This is a genomic window from Brachybacterium sp. (assembly GCF_036379615.1).
In the GTDB taxonomy this organism is placed as follows: Bacteria; Actinomycetota; Actinomycetes; order Actinomycetales; family Dermabacteraceae; genus Brachybacterium.
In genome coordinates, this window is record NZ_DASVGJ010000036.1 from 97,277 (window position 1) to 113,754 (window position 16,478).

General features: G+C 71.2%; 16 protein-coding genes. 6 read left to right on the forward strand and 10 right to left on the reverse strand.

Annotated features, from left to right (window positions below; translation table 11 throughout):
- Window positions 1-3 precede the first annotated feature (3 nt).
- The 7 genes from purM to VF289_RS07015 all read right to left on the reverse strand — a co-directional run bounded on the left by purM (window position 4) and on the right by VF289_RS07015 (window position 6,238).
- Window positions 4-1,167, reverse strand: coding sequence for a phosphoribosylformylglycinamidine cyclo-ligase (gene purM / locus VF289_RS06985; RefSeq protein WP_330882464.1), 1,164 nt, complete (start codon window positions 1,165-1,167; stop codon window positions 4-6).
- Window positions 1,164-2,654 (reverse strand): amidophosphoribosyltransferase, encoded by a 1,491-nt coding sequence (purF, locus tag VF289_RS06990; protein ID WP_330882466.1) that lies wholly within the window; start codon window positions 2,652-2,654, stop codon window positions 1,164-1,166. Before purF ends, purM begins: the two co-directional genes overlap by 4 nt.
- 53 nt (window positions 2,655-2,707) lie before the next feature.
- A complete protein-coding gene (locus VF289_RS06995; RefSeq protein WP_330882468.1) occupies window positions 2,708-3,121 on the reverse strand; it encodes a hypothetical protein in 414 nt (137 codons plus the stop codon).
- 5 nt (window positions 3,122-3,126) lie between these two features.
- On the reverse strand, window positions 3,127-3,924 hold the full coding sequence (locus tag VF289_RS07000; RefSeq protein ID WP_330882470.1) for a copper homeostasis protein CutC: 798 nt from the start codon (window positions 3,922-3,924) through the stop codon (window positions 3,127-3,129).
- On the reverse strand, window positions 3,921-4,352 hold the full coding sequence (locus VF289_RS07005; RefSeq protein WP_330882472.1) for a sterol carrier family protein: 432 nt from the start codon (window positions 4,350-4,352) through the stop codon (window positions 3,921-3,923). The genes VF289_RS07000 and VF289_RS07005 overlap by 4 nt, the downstream gene beginning before the upstream one ends.
- Window position 4,353: 1 nt before the next feature.
- Window positions 4,354-5,652: an adenylosuccinate synthase gene (locus VF289_RS07010; protein WP_330882474.1), complete on the reverse strand. Its 1,299-nt coding sequence runs from the start codon at window positions 5,650-5,652 to the stop codon at window positions 4,354-4,356.
- Window positions 5,653-5,812: 160 nt separating this feature from the next.
- On the reverse strand, window positions 5,813-6,238 hold the full coding sequence (locus tag VF289_RS07015) for a DUF3151 domain-containing protein (RefSeq protein WP_330882476.1): 426 nt from the start codon (window positions 6,236-6,238) through the stop codon (window positions 5,813-5,815).
- A 54-nt stretch (window positions 6,239-6,292) separates the two neighbouring features.
- Here VF289_RS07015 and VF289_RS07020 point away from each other — a divergent pair, with 54 nt between their 5' ends.
- Complete coding sequence (locus VF289_RS07020) at window positions 6,293-8,155, forward strand: phosphotransferase (RefSeq protein WP_330882478.1); 1,863 nt, start codon at window positions 6,293-6,295, stop codon at window positions 8,153-8,155.
- A gap of 63 nt (window positions 8,156-8,218) precedes the next feature.
- Window positions 8,219-8,644, forward strand: coding sequence for a D-aminoacyl-tRNA deacylase (dtd, locus tag VF289_RS07025; protein WP_330882480.1), 426 nt, complete (start codon window positions 8,219-8,221; stop codon window positions 8,642-8,644).
- A 16-nt stretch (window positions 8,645-8,660) separates the two neighbouring features.
- Here the strand turns inward: dtd and VF289_RS07030 are convergent, their stop codons facing one another.
- Complete coding sequence (locus VF289_RS07030) at window positions 8,661-9,344, reverse strand: HAD hydrolase-like protein (RefSeq protein WP_330882481.1); 684 nt, start codon at window positions 9,342-9,344, stop codon at window positions 8,661-8,663.
- Window positions 9,345-9,459: 115 nt separating this feature from the next.
- On the opposite strand from VF289_RS07030, the gene VF289_RS07035 reads away from it, so the two are divergent.
- Both VF289_RS07035 and VF289_RS07040 read left to right on the forward strand, forming a co-directional pair.
- Window positions 9,460-10,206 carry a phosphoglyceromutase gene (locus tag VF289_RS07035; RefSeq protein ID WP_330882483.1) on the forward strand — a complete coding sequence of 249 codons (747 nt, stop codon included), beginning with the start codon at window positions 9,460-9,462 and terminating at the stop codon, window positions 10,204-10,206.
- Between the two features lie 221 nt (window positions 10,207-10,427).
- Window positions 10,428-11,054: a C39 family peptidase gene (locus VF289_RS07040; protein WP_330882485.1), complete on the forward strand. Its 627-nt coding sequence runs from the start codon at window positions 10,428-10,430 to the stop codon at window positions 11,052-11,054.
- Window positions 11,055-11,121: 67 nt separating this feature from the next.
- Here VF289_RS07040 and VF289_RS07045 read toward each other — a convergent pair whose 3' ends face one another.
- Window positions 11,122-12,744: a helicase HerA-like domain-containing protein gene (locus VF289_RS07045; RefSeq protein WP_330882487.1), complete on the reverse strand. Its 1,623-nt coding sequence runs from the start codon at window positions 12,742-12,744 to the stop codon at window positions 11,122-11,124.
- A 108-nt stretch (window positions 12,745-12,852) separates the two neighbouring features.
- Here VF289_RS07045 and VF289_RS07050 point away from each other — a divergent pair, with 108 nt between their 5' ends.
- Window positions 12,853-13,893, forward strand: a complete 1,041-nt coding sequence (locus tag VF289_RS07050; RefSeq protein ID WP_330882489.1) for an acyltransferase domain-containing protein — start codon at window positions 12,853-12,855, stop codon at window positions 13,891-13,893.
- 9 nt (window positions 13,894-13,902) lie between these two features.
- Here the strand turns inward: VF289_RS07050 and VF289_RS07055 are convergent, their stop codons facing one another.
- Window positions 13,903-14,514 carry a helix-turn-helix domain-containing protein gene (locus VF289_RS07055; RefSeq protein WP_330882491.1) on the reverse strand — a complete coding sequence of 204 codons (612 nt, stop codon included), beginning with the start codon at window positions 14,512-14,514 and terminating at the stop codon, window positions 13,903-13,905.
- A gap of 173 nt (window positions 14,515-14,687) precedes the next feature.
- Here VF289_RS07055 and VF289_RS07060 point away from each other — a divergent pair, with 173 nt between their 5' ends.
- Window positions 14,688-16,475 carry an MDR family MFS transporter gene (locus VF289_RS07060; protein ID WP_330882493.1) on the forward strand — a complete coding sequence of 596 codons (1,788 nt, stop codon included), beginning with the start codon at window positions 14,688-14,690 and terminating at the stop codon, window positions 16,473-16,475.
- Window positions 16,476-16,478 lie beyond the last annotated feature (3 nt).

A 16,478-nucleotide genomic window follows, 5' to 3' on the forward strand; every position in this document is an offset into this window, starting at 1 on the left:
CGGTCAGGACCAGCCGGGGTGCTGGCCGGTGAGCATCACGGCGCCGCCGTCGACGCCCTTGGCGCCCGCGACCACGTGCTCGAGCGCGGCGCCCGGTTCCGGCAGCGAATCCTCGCCGACGACCTCGCCGATCACCCGGGCGCCGAGTCCTCGCTCGGACAGCACCGCGAGCGTCGCGTCCGCCCGTTCGGGGTCGACCAGTGCGACCATCCCGATCCCCATGTTCAACGTGCCCTCGAGATCCAGCTGGGGCACCGAGCCCCAGTGCGCGACCTGCGAGAACACTGATCCCGGCTCCCACCGGGAGCGGTCGACCCGGGCGGCGAGCCCGCGCGGCATCACGCGGGCGAGGTTCGCGGCCAGTCCCCCACCGGTGACATGGCTCAGCGCGTGGACGGCTCCGACGGTGCGGACATCCTTCAGCACCGCGAGCAGGTCGGCGGTGTAGATCCGGGTGGGCTCGAGGAGCTCCTCGCCCAGGCTGCGACCGAAGTCCGCGACCTGCGCGTCCAGCGCGAGCCCTGCCGCCGAGACCACGGCGCGGACCAGGGAGTAGCCGTTGGAGTGCAGGCCCGAGGCGTCCATCCCGATCACCACGTCGCCGGCCCGGACCCGGTCGGGGCCGAGCAGCGCGTCCGCCTCGACCACGCCCACTGCGGCGCCGGCCACGTCATAGTCCTCGGGGGCCATCAGACCGGGGTGCTCGGCCGTCTCGCCGCCCACCAGCGCGCAGCCTGCCAGGCGGCAGCCCTCCGCGATCCCACGGACGATATCGGCGATCCGCTCGGGCTCCACCTGACCACAGGCGATGTAATCGGTCATGGCCAGCGGCTCGGCGCCGACGACGATGATGTCGTCGACGACCATGCCCACCAGGTCCCGACCGATGGTGTCGTGGATATCCAGCTCGCGGGCGATCGCGATCTTGGTGCCCACGCCGTCGGTCGAGGAGGCCAGCAGCGGGCGGCGGTAGTCCTTCAGCGCGCTGACGTCGACCAGGCCGGCGAAGGCACCGATCCCGCCGAGCACCTGCGGGCCGTGCGTCGCCGCGACCGCTTCCTTCATCAGCTCGACGGCACGATCACCGGCGGCGGTGTCCACCCCGGAGTCGGCATAGGTGATCCCGGCGGGGCGGGAGTCCTGAGGGCTGGGGCTGGTGGTGTTCATGCATCCTTCTCGGCGACGGCGGCTCCGGGCTGAGGAGCCTGGATGATGCCCTGGGCGCGGGCCACGGGCTCGGGCAGGGTGACGGGGTATTTCCCCGAGAAGCAGGCGGTGCACAGCGCGGACTCCGGCTGCCCGGTGGCGGCGACCATCCCCTCCTCGGTGATGTAGCCGAGCGAATCGGCGCCGAGAGAGCGGGCGATCTCCTCGATCCCGAGGCCGTTGGCGATCAGCTCCGCCCGGGAGGCGAAATCGATTCCGTAGAAGCAGGGCCAGCGCACCGGCGGGGAGGAGATCCGCACGTGGACCTCGGCGGCTCCGGCCTCCCGCAGCATCCGCACCACGGCCCGCTGCGTGTTGCCGCGCACGATCGAGTCGTCGACGACCACCAGGCGCTTGCCCTCGATGACGTCTCGCAACGGGTTGAGCTTGAGACGGATGCCGAGCTGGCGGATGGTCTGGGAGGGCTGGATGAAGGTGCGGCCCACGTACGCGTTCTTCACCATTCCCTGGCCGTAGGGGATGCCCGACTCCTGGGCGTAGCCGATCGCGGCGGGCGTGCCGGACTCCGGGGTCGGGATCACCAGATCCGCCTCGACGGGATGCTCGCGGGCCAGCTGACGGCCCATCTCCGTGCGGGCCTCGTTCACGCTGCGCCCGGCGATGTGGGTATCGGGACGGGCGAGGTAGGCGTACTCGAACACGCAGCCCTTGGGCTCGGGCGGCATCACCTGCTCGGAGCGCAGGCCCTGCTCGTCGATGACGATCATCTCGCCGGGGGCGACCTCGCGCACGAAGCTCGCACCGCAGATGTCCAGGGCAGCGGTCTCCGAGGCGACGACCCATCCACGGTCCAGCCGTCCCAGCACCAGCGGCCGGATCCCCTGCGGATCCCTCGCGGCGTAGAGCGTGGTCTCCGTCATCAGGGTGAAGCAGTAGGCGCCGTGGAGGCGCGGCATCAGCTCACGCAGGGAGTCCGCGAGGGACCCCTCGGTGTTCAGCAGCGCGGTGACCAGGGCGGTGTCGGTGGTGTTGCCGCGAGCTATCTCCCCGGTGCGCGGGGTGCCGTGGCGCTCTTCGATGAGATCCAGCAGCTCCTCGGTGTTGACCAGGTTGCCGTTGTGGGCGAGCGCCACAGTGCCCTCGGGTCGGGGGCCGAGCGCCGGCTGGGCGTTGGACCAGACAGAGCCGCCGGTGGTCGAGTACCGGGTGTGACCGATCGCCATGTGACCCTGGAGGCCGCTGAGCGCGGCCTCGTCGAAGACCTGCGAGACCAGCCCCATGTCCTTGTAGACCAGGATCTGAGAGCCGTCGCTGGTCGCGATGCCGGCGGATTCCTGCCCGCGGTGCTGCAGCGCATACAGCCCGTAGTAGGTCAGTTTCGAGACGTCCTCGCCGGGGGCGAAGACACCGAAGACTCCGCAGGCATCCTGCGGACCCTTCTCCCCGGGGAGCAGGTCATGGGAGAGTTTTCCGTCGCCGCGAGCCACCGGACCATAGTGCCACAGGCGGATCCTCGGCCGTCATTCCGTCCGCTGTGGGATCAGCGACGTCGCGAGCCGGAGCCGCGATGCTTCAGCGAGTCCACGAGCGCCGCGATCGCCGCGAGCGGCAGGCCGACGAACACGGCGGCGAGCAGCACGTAGTTGAGCACCCCGCCGATGTCCGCGAAGGCGAACAGAGGCGCACTGAGCAGCGCCGCGAGCGCGGGCACCGCGATCGCGAGGGCGACCCAGAAGCCCAGGGTGGGGGTGCGCCCGCGACGGACGTACAGGCTGGTGCCCCCGTCCTCGGGCCGGGCCTCCTCGCCCCCCGGGACGTCGTCGGCCGGCGCGGCGTCGTCCGCCGTCCCGGCGTCGTCCGCCGTCTCGGCCTCGTCCGACGATTCGGCGTCGCCCGGCATGTCGACTTCGTCCGGCGTCTCGGCGTTCTTCTCAGGGACGTTCACAGCGCTCACAGCTCTCAGAGTTCTCCAGCGGCATCGACCGCCGCGGCGACGATCGCCGGGTCGGTACGGGTCTCAGGGGCTCCGGCCTCGACCGGGGCACCGGGGCGCCGGCGGGCGGACAGGTGGATGTCGGCGACTCCGGTGCGGCCCACGAGGTCACCGAGATCGGCGGGCCGCACCCCGCCCCCGGCGCAGATGTCCAGCAGGCCTTCGGCGGCGTCGACCATCGCGGCCAGGTCCTCGGCGCCGTCGAGGGCTCGGGGGGCGCCTCCGGAGCTGAGCACCCGGTGGGTCCCGAGGCCGAGCAGGGTCCGCACGGCCTGCTCCCGCTGCGAGCGGTCCGCGAGGGCGTCGACCGCACGATGCACGGTGAGGGTGACGCCTCGCAGCGCGCTGCTGCCGGCGGTGAGGGCTCCATCGCGGACGGTCTCGAGCGCCGCGATGTCCAGCTCTCCCGCTTCCGTGAGCGCCCCGAACACCACGCCGGCGGCCCCGGCGGTGACCGCCTCCCCCGCCTGGCGGGCCATCAGGGCGATCTCCTCGGCGCCGTAGGCGAACTCCTCGGGACGGTCCAGGAAGTCGCCGTGCTCGGCGCGGGAGCGGATCAGCACGTGCACATCGAAGTGCGGCTTGGCATCGCGCGCGGCCACCAGGGCGGCGGCTCGGGAGGTGCAGGCCTCGACCAGCTCGGCAGGCGGGGTGAGGCCCCCGCGGGCGAGGTCCACGCACAGCTCCACCCGATCGGCGCCGGCGTGTGCGGCGACCTCGAGGCCGGCCAGGTCCTCGACGGCGATCTCGACGTTGATGCTCATGACTTCTCGGTTCCCGCGTCGGTCCCCGCGCCGCCGCGCTCCCGGGCGGTGCGCACGATCCAACGCGGACCGAGCAGCGGCAGCAGCTCGCTCAGGTCGCTGCGCTCCCCGCTGGCGCGGACGCGCCCGTCGGCCGCCGCCTGCTCCCAGTCGAGATCGCCGCTCACCAGCGCGAGCCAGGTCGCGGCGTCGGTCTCGACCACTGCGGGCGGGGTACCGCGAGTATGGCGGGTGCCCGCGATGGCCTGCACCGCCGCGTAGGGCGGGACCCTCAGCTCGACGGCGCCGCCGGGATGCTCCTCGGCGAACATCTCCAGGGTGTGCCGGACGGCTGGGGCGAGGACGGCTCGGCCGGCGTCCTCGGGCGAGCTGGCCCACGAGCCGAGGGCGCTGCGCCCCGCCTCGCGATCGGTACGACGGGTCACCACGTCAGCCTGCCACCGCCGGCAGCAGGTCGTGGACGGCGATGGTCGCGGCGCGGTCGGGGCCCACCCCGATGGCGCTGATCCGGCAGCCTGCGAGCTCCTCGAGACGACGGACATAGGCGCGGGCGTTCTCGGGCAGCTCCTCGAAGGTGCGGGCCTCGGAGAGGTCCTCGGTCCAGCCCGGGAGCGTCTCGTAGACGGGGGTGGCGTGGTGGAAGTCGGTCTGCGTCATCGGCATCTCGCGATGGATCACGCCGTCGACGTCGTAGCCGGTGCAGATCGGCACCTCGTCGATGCCGGTGAGCACGTCGAGCTTGGTCAGCACGATGTCGGTGAAACCGTTGATGCGCACCGCGTGGCGGATCATCAGCGCGTCGTACCAGCCGCAGCGGCGCGGGCGCCCGGTGTTCACGCCCACCTCGCCGCCGACCCGCTGCAGGTACTCGCCCCACTTGTCCTCGAGCTCGGTGGGGAACGGTCCGGCACCCACCCGGGTGGTGTACGCCTTGACGATCCCGATCACCCTGTCGATCCGGGTGGGGCCGATGCCGGTGCCCGTGCAGGCACCGCCCGCAGTGGGGTTGGAGCTGGTGACGAAGGGGTAGGTGCCGTGGTCGACGTCGAGGTAGGTCGCCTGGCCGCCCTCCATGAGGACCACCTCGTCACGGTCCAGGGCCTCGTTGAGCAGCAGCGTGGTGTCCACCACCATCGGCCGCAGCCGCTCCGCGTACGAGAGCAGGTTCTCGACGATCTCCTCGACCTCGACCGCTCGACGGTTATAGAGCTTGACCAGCAGCTCGTTCTTCTGACGCAGGGCGCCCTCGATCTTCTGGCGCAGTATCGACTCGTCGTAGAGGTCCTGGACGCGGATGCCGAGGCGGCCGATCTTGTCCATGTAGGCGGGGCCGATGCCGCGCCCGGTGGTGCCGATGGCGCGCTTGCCCAGGAAACGCTCGGTGACCTTGTCGAGGGTCTGGTGGTACGGGGCCACGATGTGCGCATTGGCGCTGATGCGCAGCCGCGAGGTGTCCACCCCGCGGGAGGTGAGCATCTCGATCTCCTCGAACAGCGCACCGAGGTGCACCACCACACCGTTGCCGATCACGGGCGTGACCTGCGGGGAGAGGATGCCCGCGGGAAGGAGCTTGAGCTCGAACTTCTCTCCGTCGACGACCACGGTGTGGCCGGCGTTGTTGCCTCCATTGGGCTTGACCACGTAGTCGACCCGCTCTCCGAGGAGGTCGGTGGCCTTGCCCTTCCCTTCGTCACCCCACTGGGCTCCGACGATTACGACGGCGGGCATGGCGACTCCTGGGAACGGGAACAGAGAAGAACAGGACTGTCCTTCGGTCGGGCGGGCGGCGCCGCGCAGTGCACGGGCCGCGAGGATCCTACCAAGCAGTCCAGCACACGCTCTGGACGTGCAGCCGTCGGCCCTGACGCCCCCGGCTGCTCGAGCCTCTTCAGCCCAGCAGGCTCGGGTCGGCCTCGCGCAGGAAGGCGGTCACACGATCGGCCTCGGCCTGGTCACCGAGCCGACGGGAGGTCTCCCCCAGCATCGCCAGCGCGCGCAGGAAGCCGCGATTGGGAGCGTGGGAGGCGGGGATCGGGCCCTGGCCGCGCCAGCCGGACTTGCGCAGGGCGTCCAGGCCGCGGTGATAGCCGGTGCGGGCGTAGGCGTAGGCGGCGACCTCCTCACCATCGCCCAGCGCATCCTCGGCGAGCGTCGCCCACGCGAGAGGGGAGTCGAGATGGCGGGCGACGACGTCCGTCGGATCGCCGTCGACCAGCTCTTCGGCCACCTGGGTGTCGACGAAGTCGTCGGGCAGTCGGGTCTCGGGAATGCCCAGGAGGTTCCCGCTGGTGAGGTTATCGGTACGATCAGCCATGACAGCATCGTAGGCGGTGTCGCCCGATGACCACATGACCAGAATGATTCATCCATGTCACACACGCAGGACGGCTCCGAGCTCCTCACCGGGCCCGGTGCGGGAGGGCTGCTCCGCTCGGCCGTCGGGAACTCCGGTGGAGTGCTGCACAGCTGGCAGCTCGATCATGTCGACCACCGGCCGGGACGCAGCACCAAGGCGCTGTACCGGACGCAGGTGTCCTGGCCCGAGCTGGATGGCCCGCAGGCCCCGGCCCGCGAGGAGCTCTTCGGCGCGAGCGCCCATATCGGCGAGCGCGAGAAGAATCTCTACGTCGCCGAGCAGACCCTGGTGATGACCGACGGCGACATCAACGTGCGCGTGTGGCGCTACCCCCACGATCCCTGGCTGCCGATGCTCCCGCAGGTCTGCTACCCGGACATCGTCGGACGCACCCTCCATGATCTGGGAGTCTCGATCGGGACGGACCCCTCCGTGCCGATCGCCATCGATGTCGTCTCCTACCGCCCCGGCCGCCGTGCAGTGCTGCGCGTCTCCCAGGGAGACCGGGCCCTGTACCTCAAGGTCATGCAGCCCCATCGCAGCGGCGAGATCGTGGACCGCCACCACCGTCTGCTCGCGGCGGGCGTGCCTGTGCCCGAGGTGGTCGCCCACCACAACGGGCTGGTCGTCCTCGCGGAGCTGCCGGGCCGTCCGCTCGCCCGTGCCGTGATCGACGAGGGCGTGGACTCCTGCCGCGCCGAGGACCTGGTGGCCCTGCTGGACCGGCTCCCGGCCTCCATGTACTCGTTGTCGCTGCGCCCGCCGTGGACGGATTCCGTCGAGTTCTACGCCGGGATCGTCAGCTCCTCCGTCCCCTCGCTCGGACCGCGGCTGGATTCCCTGGTGCGCGCGATCCGCGACGGTCTGGCCGCCCTGGAGCAGCGGATGGACATGCGCCCGCACGACGTGGTCCACGGGGACTTCTACGAGGCACAGGTCTTCGTCGAGCACGGGAAGGTGGTGGGCCTGCTCGACATCGACACCGTGGGCCCGGGCCGCCGGGCCGACGACCTCGCCTGTCTGCTCGCCCACCTCAGCGTCCTGGCCGACTACGGCAATGCCGGCCGCATCGACCGCGCCATGCAGGAGCGCGTCGAGGAGGCGACCGGCACCTGGCACGAGATGTTCTCCGAGCGTGTCGATCCCACCGAGCTGGCCCTGCGCTCCGCGGGCGTGGTGCTGTCCCTGGCGACCGGCCCCCACCGCCAGCAGGAGGCGTCCTGGGAGGCCGCGACCGAGGCGATCGTGCGCGTCGCCGAGGAGTGGGTCGCCCAGGCCCGTCTGGCCGAGACGCGACGGCGCGAGGCCGCGGTCGCCGCGCAGGCGGCGAACGGCCCGGTCACCGGCTCACGTCCCGTCGAGCAGCCTGCTCCGGCGCTGGAGCCGACGGGGGTGCGTCAGGCGCCGCCGTCCACCGCACCTCCCGCCGTGCGTCCCTCGGTCGCCCCGCAGCACGGGGCCTCGGCACCCGCGCAGCAGTCCGCACCGCCGGTCCGGTCCGCGCCTCAGCAGTCCGCACCGCCGGTGCAGTCGAATCTCACGCAGGCCGCGCCGGCGCAGTCGGCTCCGCCGCAGGGCGCACCACTGCGCTCTGCGCCGACGCAGCCGCCGGCCCCGCCGCCCGCACCGCATCGCCACGGGCCGGTGCAGCACCCGGCCGCGCCCCAGCAGTCGGCACCTTCGCTGCAGTCCGCTCCGCAGCCGTTCTCGGCACCGCCCGAGCACACCGGGCCCCCGCCCCAGCCGGCCGCGGATCGCGAACCGACGCCGGTCACCCAGCCGCTGCCGCCCCAGGGAGCAACCGGCAGTGACCTCGACGACGGCGACGACTCCCCCACCCAGGAACGACGGATCGACTCGATCCTGCCCCGCTGACCACCGGCGGACCTGTCACCGGCTCGTCGCTGCCCACTCCACTGGCTGTGTCACCATCAGGGCATGCGTGCAGTGCTCCAGAGAGTCGACGGTGCCCAGGTCGAGGTCGACGGCGAGGTGATCGGGGCCGTCGAGGGCGAAGGGCTCCTGGCCCTGGTGGGCGTGACCCACGAGGACGGTCCCGAGCAGGTCGCGACGATCGCCCGCAAGATCTGCGAGCTGCGGATCCTGGACGGCGAGCGATCCGTCCTGGACGCTGGCGCTCACGTGCTGGTGGTCTCCCAGTTCACCCTCTACGGCGACGCCCGCAAGGGACGTCGGCCGTCATGGAGCGGCGCCGCTCCCGGTGCCGTCGCCGAGCCGCTCGTGGACGAGGTCGTCGACGCGATCCGTGCACGCGGGGTCACCGTCTCGACCGGCCGCTTCGGCGCCACGATGCGTGTGGGGCTCACCAACGACGGACCCTTCACGATCCTGCTCGAGGCCTGATCCCCGGCGGGAGCGCTCAGCCCAGCATCAGCGCAGACAGCTCGGCCACGGTCGCGACCCGCGGAAGGTCGGCCGCCTGCTCGAGCGGACCGCCGTATCCCCAGCCGACCAGCAGCGCGAGGATCCCGTGCTCTGCGGCACCCTCGGCGTCGTGGATCCTGTCCCCGATCATCACGGTCCCGGTCCTGCTCTGCGGAGCATTGGCGAGGTCCAGGCGCTCGAGAACGCTGCCGATCACCGCCGACTTGTCGTTCCTGCCCGAGGCGCGGTCGGTGCCGCCGATCACCGCGAAGCGGTCCGCGAGACCCTGGTGCTCGAGCAGGCGGCGCGCCGTCGTCTCGGGCTTGTTGGTCGCGATCGCGAGGGTGCGCCCTGCCTCGGCGAGCTCGTCCAGCAGCTCTGGGATCCCCGGGTAGGGCGGGGCGTCGAGCAGGCCGTGGGCCCGGTAGTGCGCGGCGTACGCCAGGCGCAGCTGCTCGGAGCGCTCGGCGCTCAGCCCGAGGGTCCCGCGGAAGGAGCTCGACAGCGGAGGCCCGATGAACGTGCGCAGCACCTCCGGCTCCGGGAGCGGCTCGCCGCAGATGGCGAAGGCGTGGGCGAGACCGTCGAGAATGCCGGGACCGGAGTCCACGAGCGTCCCGTCCAGATCGAGCAGGACCACGGGGATGTCGACGAGGGAGCCGGGAGCTGTGCTGAGCATGGGGCGACCCTAGCCCGGCGCATGGGGCGACCTCAGCCCGGCCGCCGCGGCCGGCGAGCTCGACAACCAATGAGCAGGGAGCGCATCCGTCCTCCTGCGACGTTAGGCTGGGGCCATGACCTACACACTCGTGCTGCTCCGCCACGGCGAGAGCGACTGGAATGCGAAGAACCTGTTCACCGGCTGGGTCGATGTGGCCCTCACCGAGAAGGGCCGCCTGGAGGCGACCGAGGGCGGTGACCTCCTGAAGGAGGCCGGGATCCTCCCCGATGTTGTGCACACCTCGCTGCAGCGCCGCGCCATCATGACCGCGAACCTCGCCCTCGACGCCGCGGACCGCCACTGGATCCCCGTCAAGCGCGACTGGCGCCTGAACGAGCGTCACTACGGTGCCCTGCAGGGCATGGACAAGGCCGAGATCCGGGAGAAGTACGGCGAGGAGCAGTTCATGGCCTGGCGCCGCTCCTACGACACCCCGCCGCCGGAGATCGAGTTCGGCAGTGAGTTCAGCCAGGACCAGGACCCGCAGTATGCGGACCTCGGCGACCAGCTGCCGAGGTCCGAGTGCCTCAAGGACGTCGTCGAGCGCTTCCTGCCGTACTGGGAGGAGGGCGTCAAGCCCGACCTCACCGCAGGGAGGACCGTGCTGATCGCCGCGCACGGCAACTCGCTGCGCGCGCTGGTGAAGTACCTCGACGGCATCTCCGACGAGGAGATCTCCGGCCTGAACATCCCCACCGGCCAGCCGCTGGTCTACGAGCTGGACGAGGACTTCCAGCCCGTCGAGAAGGGCGGTCGCTACCTCGACCCGGTCGCCGCGAAGGCCGCCGCCGAGGCCGTCGCGAATCAGGGCAAGAAGTGAGCTGAGCCCGTCGCTCCACGTCGGCGCCCCCTCCCTGCGGAGGGGGCGCCGACGTGTTCTCCCGTCCTCTCGCGCCGGCCCGCGGGTCCGAGCCGCCGGGTGCGTGTCAATGGGCAGACCTCCCCATCCGTCGCCCTTCCCCCAGGCGTCCATCCCTGCATAGCGTCGGGGCGCCGGTGAACCGGCAGCACTGTCCCCGAAGCACGGACGAGGTACTCCCCATGACGACCATCGCTCCCGACCGCAGGACGTTCCTGAAGACACTGGGGGTGACCGCTGCGGCCGGCCTCGGCACGCTCACCCTCGCCCCCCGCGCCTCCGCCGCCGGCGAAGTGGTTCTCCCCACCACCTACCAGCAGCAGCCGAACGTCTTCTACTGCGGGCCGACAGCTGTCGCGATCGCCCTGAGCGCGACGGTGCGACCCCCAGGCCTGGACACGCTCGCCGCCGAGCTCGGCACCACCGACAACGGCACGAACTTCGGCGCCGTCTCCCCCGTGCTCACCGGTCGGCTGGCCGACGCGACCTACCGCGACCAGTGGATCGCGGGCACGAACGCCACCCAGGCCGATGCGGATCTGCTGTGGGAGCGCGCCACGACCAACGTCGACACCGGCTATGCGACCGTCTGCAACTGGTGGGTCGTGGCCGGGGACTACCCGAACTGGGGTGGCAACACGAGCGACATCTTCCACTTCGTGACCATCGACGGCTACGACTCCGCTCACCGGACCCTGCGCATCGCAGATCCTGCAGGTTCCACGCTCACCGATGCGCTGCCCAGCCACCACTGGCTCACCGTGGAGCAGGTGGCGACCTACTGCGCCGGTCGCGGCTACTTCTGGTGAGCCGCCGTCGCCCATGACGCATCGGCCCCGAGGTCAGCTCCTCGGGGCCGGTGCCGGCCGCCGGAGCTCAGCGCCGCTTGCGGGTGCCGAACAGTCCGCGGGTGATCTCGCGGCCCAGCACGGTGCCGGCCGAACGGAGGAAGGACTTCACAGCGGGCTTCTCGAAGAACCCCGGGTCCTCCTTCTTCGTCCTGGTCGTCGGCACCTTCTCCGCCGAGCCTCCCGAGGCGGCGGACTTCTCCGCCTCGGCGTCCTCGAGCGCCGCCGCATCCTTCTCGGCCCGCGCGGCGAGGATCTCGTAGGCGGATTCGTTGTCGACCGCCGTGCCGTATTCCTCCTGCAGCGGCGAGGCGGCGACGGCGGCGGAGATGACCTCGGTGCCCGCGGGATCCATCGAGGATTCCGGGGCGCGCACCGCGGTGATCGCGACCGGGGTCGGGGCGCCGTCCTCGCTCATCACCGTGACGATCGCCTCGCCGGTGCCGAGCGCGGGGATCACCTCGACCAGGGCGTGCTCAGAGGTGGGGAAGGTCGACGCCGTCGCCTTGAGCGCCTTGGCGTCGTCGGGCGTGAAGGCGCGCAGCGCATGCTGGACGCGATTGCCGAGCTGGGCGAGCACGTCGCCGGGGATGTCCTTCGGGGTCTGGGTGATGAAGAAGATGCCCACGCCCTTGGAGCGGATCAGGCGCACTGTCTGGACCACCTGGTCCAGGAACGCCTTGGAGGCGTCCTTGAACAGCAGGTGGGCCTCGTCGAGGAAGAAGACGAGCTTCGGCACCTCGGCGTCGCCCACCTCGGGCAGGTCCTGGTAGAGCTCGGCCAGCATCCACATCATGAAGGTGGAGAACAGCGCCGGGCGGGAGGCGACCCCGGGCAGCTCCAGGCAGGAGATGATCCCGGTGCCGTCCTCGGCCTTCCGCAGCAGCTGCTGCGGGTCGAAGGCGGGCTCGCCGAAGAAGTCGTCCGCCCCGGAGGCCTCGAAGGCGGTGAGGCTGCGCAGGATCACCCCGGCGGTGGCGGTGGAGATCCCACCGATGCCCTTGAGCTCGTCCTTGCCCTCGTCGGAGGTGAGGAACTGGATCAGGGCGCGCAGGTCCTTGAGGTCCAGCAGCGCCAGGCCCTGGGCGTCCGCGTAGTGGAAGATCAGCCCGAGCGAGGACTCCTGGGTCTCGTTGAGCTCGAGCACCTTGGACAGCAGCACCGGACCGAAGTCGCTCACGGTGGTGCGGATCGGCACGCCCTCGCCCTGTCCCCCGAGCGTGAAGAACTCGGTCGGAGCGGCGCGGGAGACCCACTCCTGGCCCCGGGCGGCGGCGCGTGCGGTGAGCTCCTCGGAGGGCTCGCCGGGCACTGCGATGCCGGAGAGGTCGCCCTTCATGTCCGCGACGAAGACGGACGCCCCGGCGTGCGCCGCCTGCTCGGCGATCACCTGCAGGGTGCGGGTCTTGCCGGTGCCGGTGGCGCCGGCGATCAGGCCATGGCGATTCAGCATTCCCACCGCCAGGTTCACCGGGACGGCGGCGTTGGGCTCCTCGCCCTCGATCATCGCGCCGAGGTGGATCCGGCCGCCCTCGAAGGCGTAGGCATCGCGCACCGCGAGGGCTGAGGGGCTGAGCTCGCCCTCCGAGGGCGCAGCGGGGGCGGCCGGTGCCTCGGGGGTGGGGGCGGTGTCGTCGTTGTTCGTGCTCATTTTCGGGCTCCTCCTGCGTCGGCGCAGGCCGACGTGTGCGTGGTCTCGACCCTGGAATCGTAGCGGCCCAGCTCACATCCGGCGGCCGACGGGCGCTACCGTGTGCGCATGACCGATCGTCGTGATGCCCAGCTCGAGGTCCTCGGCGATCCGCCGCAGGCCCTCCGCGCCCTGTCCCCGCTCTCCCCCGCCGAGGTGCGGGTGATGCTCACCGCGCCGTCACGGCCCGCGCTGCTCGAGCAGCTCGGGATCACCGGCGCCGACGCCGCGGAGCTCGGCCCGCTCGCCGACGCCGCCGCGGCCGACCACGAGCTGCTCGCGGAGATCACCGAGATCGCCGATGCGCTGCGGTCGGCGGCAGGGCTCGAGGTGCCGGCGCTCGACCTCGCCGCGCAGAAGGAGCACCACGACGCCCTCCAGCAGCGGCTCGCTCCGGGCGAGGGGCTGCTGCCGATCCTCGCCTTCCTGGTCTCGACCTCGACGGTGCGCGCGTGGCATGCCGCTCGAGGCCTCGACGAGCAGCTCTCCTGGCGGGTGCTCGCCGATCTGGGCCAGCAGATGCGGGTGCACCGGCGCGGCACCGAGCAGCTCGGGCTCCATCAGCTGAACTGGGTCACCGGCAACTGGGCCGGCCGCCTGGTGCACCTGGGCCGCCTGCAGTTCGACCTCAGTCGTCGGCGCGTGGCACGACTGGAGCAGGGCGCCGAGCGGACGGGACCGGACGAGCCGCAGCGCTGGGTGATCGGCACCCACATCCCTGCCACCGGGCCGCTGGATCCGAAGTCCGTCGAGGAGTCCTTCGCGGCGGCCACCGCGTACTTCACCGCGCACTACCCCGACCTGGGGCTGGACCGGCCCGCCGGGGCACCTGCCTTCGGCCACGAGTTCACCTGCGACTCCTGGCTGCTCAGCGACGAGTTCGCGGAGATCGCCGGCCCGGAGTCGAACCTCGCCCGTTTCGCCTCCCTCTGGGAGCGGATCGGCAGCGATCCGCACGGCGGCGACGGCGCGCTCTTCTTCGTCTTCGGGAAGCGGCCGCCGTTCGATCCGGCCGCACTCCCCCGTCGTACCCGTCTGGAGGCCGGAGTGGCCGAGCGCCTGGCCGATGGCCGCGGCTGGACGACGGGCAGCGGGCGACTGGTGCGCTGAGGGCTCGGCTCAGAACACCGAATCACCCTCGTCGTAGCGGTCGAGCACCTCGTCGAAGGCGCTGCCCAGGTCGATGCCACGGGCCATGGACACGGCGAATGCGGTGCGGGTGACGGCGAAGCCGATCTGGACCGAGAGCGTCGCCTGCTCCTGCGCATGCTCCTCGTCGAGGGCGGCGGCGAGGGTCTCGACCATCTCCGTCTGCACCGACAGGAGATTGCCCGAGGAGAGGGTGTGCAGCTTCGGCTCCGAGGCCATCACCTGCTTCTTCAGCTCCCGCAGCTCCGGGTCCACGGGTGCGGCCGCGAGCGCCTCGCGCATCACCGAGCGCAGCGCCTCCCGGGGGCCGAGCTCCGCGATCCTCGCCCGCAGCTTCTCGGAGATCCCCTCGCCGCTCTGCAGGAGCACCCCGATGATCGCGGATTCCTTGGTGGTCCAGTGGTTGAAGAAGGTACGGGTGGAGACCCCCGCCCGCTGCGCGATGGCCTCCACGGTGACTCCGGCCAGTCCGTGCTCGTGGACGAGTTCGAGGGCGGCTCGATGCATGGCCAGGCGGGACTGGCGCTTCTTCAGCTCGCGCAGTCCGAGACTCTCCTCTGGCGGTGTCTTCTCGTCGGTCACGCCCCCATCGTAGGTCCGACAGATCACAGAACCTGCATTCACTGAAATAGTGCAGTCACTGCAACAGTTCGTTAGCATGTCATGCCGAGGCCCACTGGCGCGCCTCGACCACGGGACGCCCGGAAGGGCCCTCCCACCCGTCACCTCCGCACCCCGCTCTCCCGAGGAGTTCAGTGAGCACGCCACCGTCCAGCGCGTCGTCCGCGGCACCGTCGACCGCGCAGTCCGCAGCACCGTCCGCCGCGCCATCCACCGCCCCGTCCGCCGACGCCCCCGCCTTCACGGGCCTGGACCGTCAGGGCACGCTCGTCTTCGTCGGCCTCATGCTGGGCATGTTCGTCGCCTCCCTCTCGCAGACCATCGTCGGCCCCGCGATGCCCCGCATCGTCGGCGAGCTCGGCGGGATCGAGCACTACAGCTGGATCGCGACCGCTGCCATGCTGGTCTCCGCCGTCTCGGTCCCTGTGGTCGGCAAGCTCTCCGACCTCTACGGACGGCGCTGGTTCTACCTTGGCGGCCTGGCGATCTTCATGCTCGGCTCGGTCCTGGCCGGCATGGCCCAGGGCTTCTGGTTCCTGGTCTTCGCCCGCGCCGTGCAGGGCCTCGGCATGGGCACCCTGATGCCGCTGAGCCAGACCATCATCGGCGACATCATCCCGCCCCGTCAGCGCGGCAAGTATCAGGGCATCATGGGCGCCGTCTTCGGCGTGACCTCGATCGCCGGGCCGCTCATCGGCGGCCTGGTCACCGATCACCTCGGCTGGCGCTGGCTGTTCTACCTGACCCTGCCGATCGGTGTCGCGGCCTTCGCCTTCATCCTGAGGTTCCTGCACCTGGAGAAGGCCGATCAGCACGGCAGGGTCGACTTCGCCGGCATCCTCACCCTCACCCCGGGGCTCGTCCTCGGGCTGCTCGCGACCACCTGGGGCGGCGGCGACTTCGCCTGGACCTCCCCCGTGATCCTCGGGATGTATGCGCTGGCCGCTGCCTTCCTGATCGCCTTCGTGATCATCGAGACCAGGGTCGAGGAGCCTCTGCTGCCGATGCACCTGCTGCTGCGACCCATCGTCGCCCTGTCGGTCGCAGCATCGTTCGCGATCGCGGTCGCCATGTTCGGCGCGATCATCTACATCCCCGTCTACGCGCAGGGCGTCATGGGCGTCTCCGCCACCCGGTCCGGCATGATCCTGGTCCCCCAGTCGGTCGCCATGATCCTCACCTCGATCATCGTGGGCCTGCTGATCTCGAGGACGGGGCGCTACCGACCGTTCCTCATCGCCGGCGGCATCGTCATGGTGATCGGCTACGGCCTGCTGGTCGCCCTCGAGCACGGGGACTCCCAGTGGCATCTCACCCTGGCGATGATCGTGATCGGCCTGGGCCTGGGCCTGTCGATGCAGGTGTACACACTGATCGTGCAGAACGCGGTCGCGCGGCGAGAGCTCGGCACGGCCACCGCGGCGATCCAGTTCTTCCGCAACATCGGCTCGACCGTGGGCACCGCGGTGCTCGGCACCGTGATGACCGCCTCGATGTCCACCTCGATCACCACGCAGATCCAGGCGCTGCCCGCGAAGGAGCTCGCCGCCCTGCAGGCCTCCGGCGGCGCCGACGTCTCGGGCCTGGAGAACGCGGCGCTGGACCCCTCCGCCCTCTCCGATCTGCCCCCGATCCTCGTCGAGCCGATCCGGATGGGCATGGGCGAGGCGATGCACATGGTGTTCCTCACCGCCGTGCCCTTCGCCGTCGTGGCGCTGGTGCTCTCGCTGTTCATCAAGCACGTGCCGCTGCGCGAGACCGTCGAATCCGCCGACGAGCTCGCCGTCCGGCCGGGTGCCGACGCGGCTGCGGAGCTCGGCGGCACCGGCACCGAGCCGGAGGACCTCCACCCCCGCACCGGCCCGATCCCGGTGGTCGAGGCGGAGGAGCCCGAGAGTGCGGCTGAGGTCGGCGTGAAATAATTG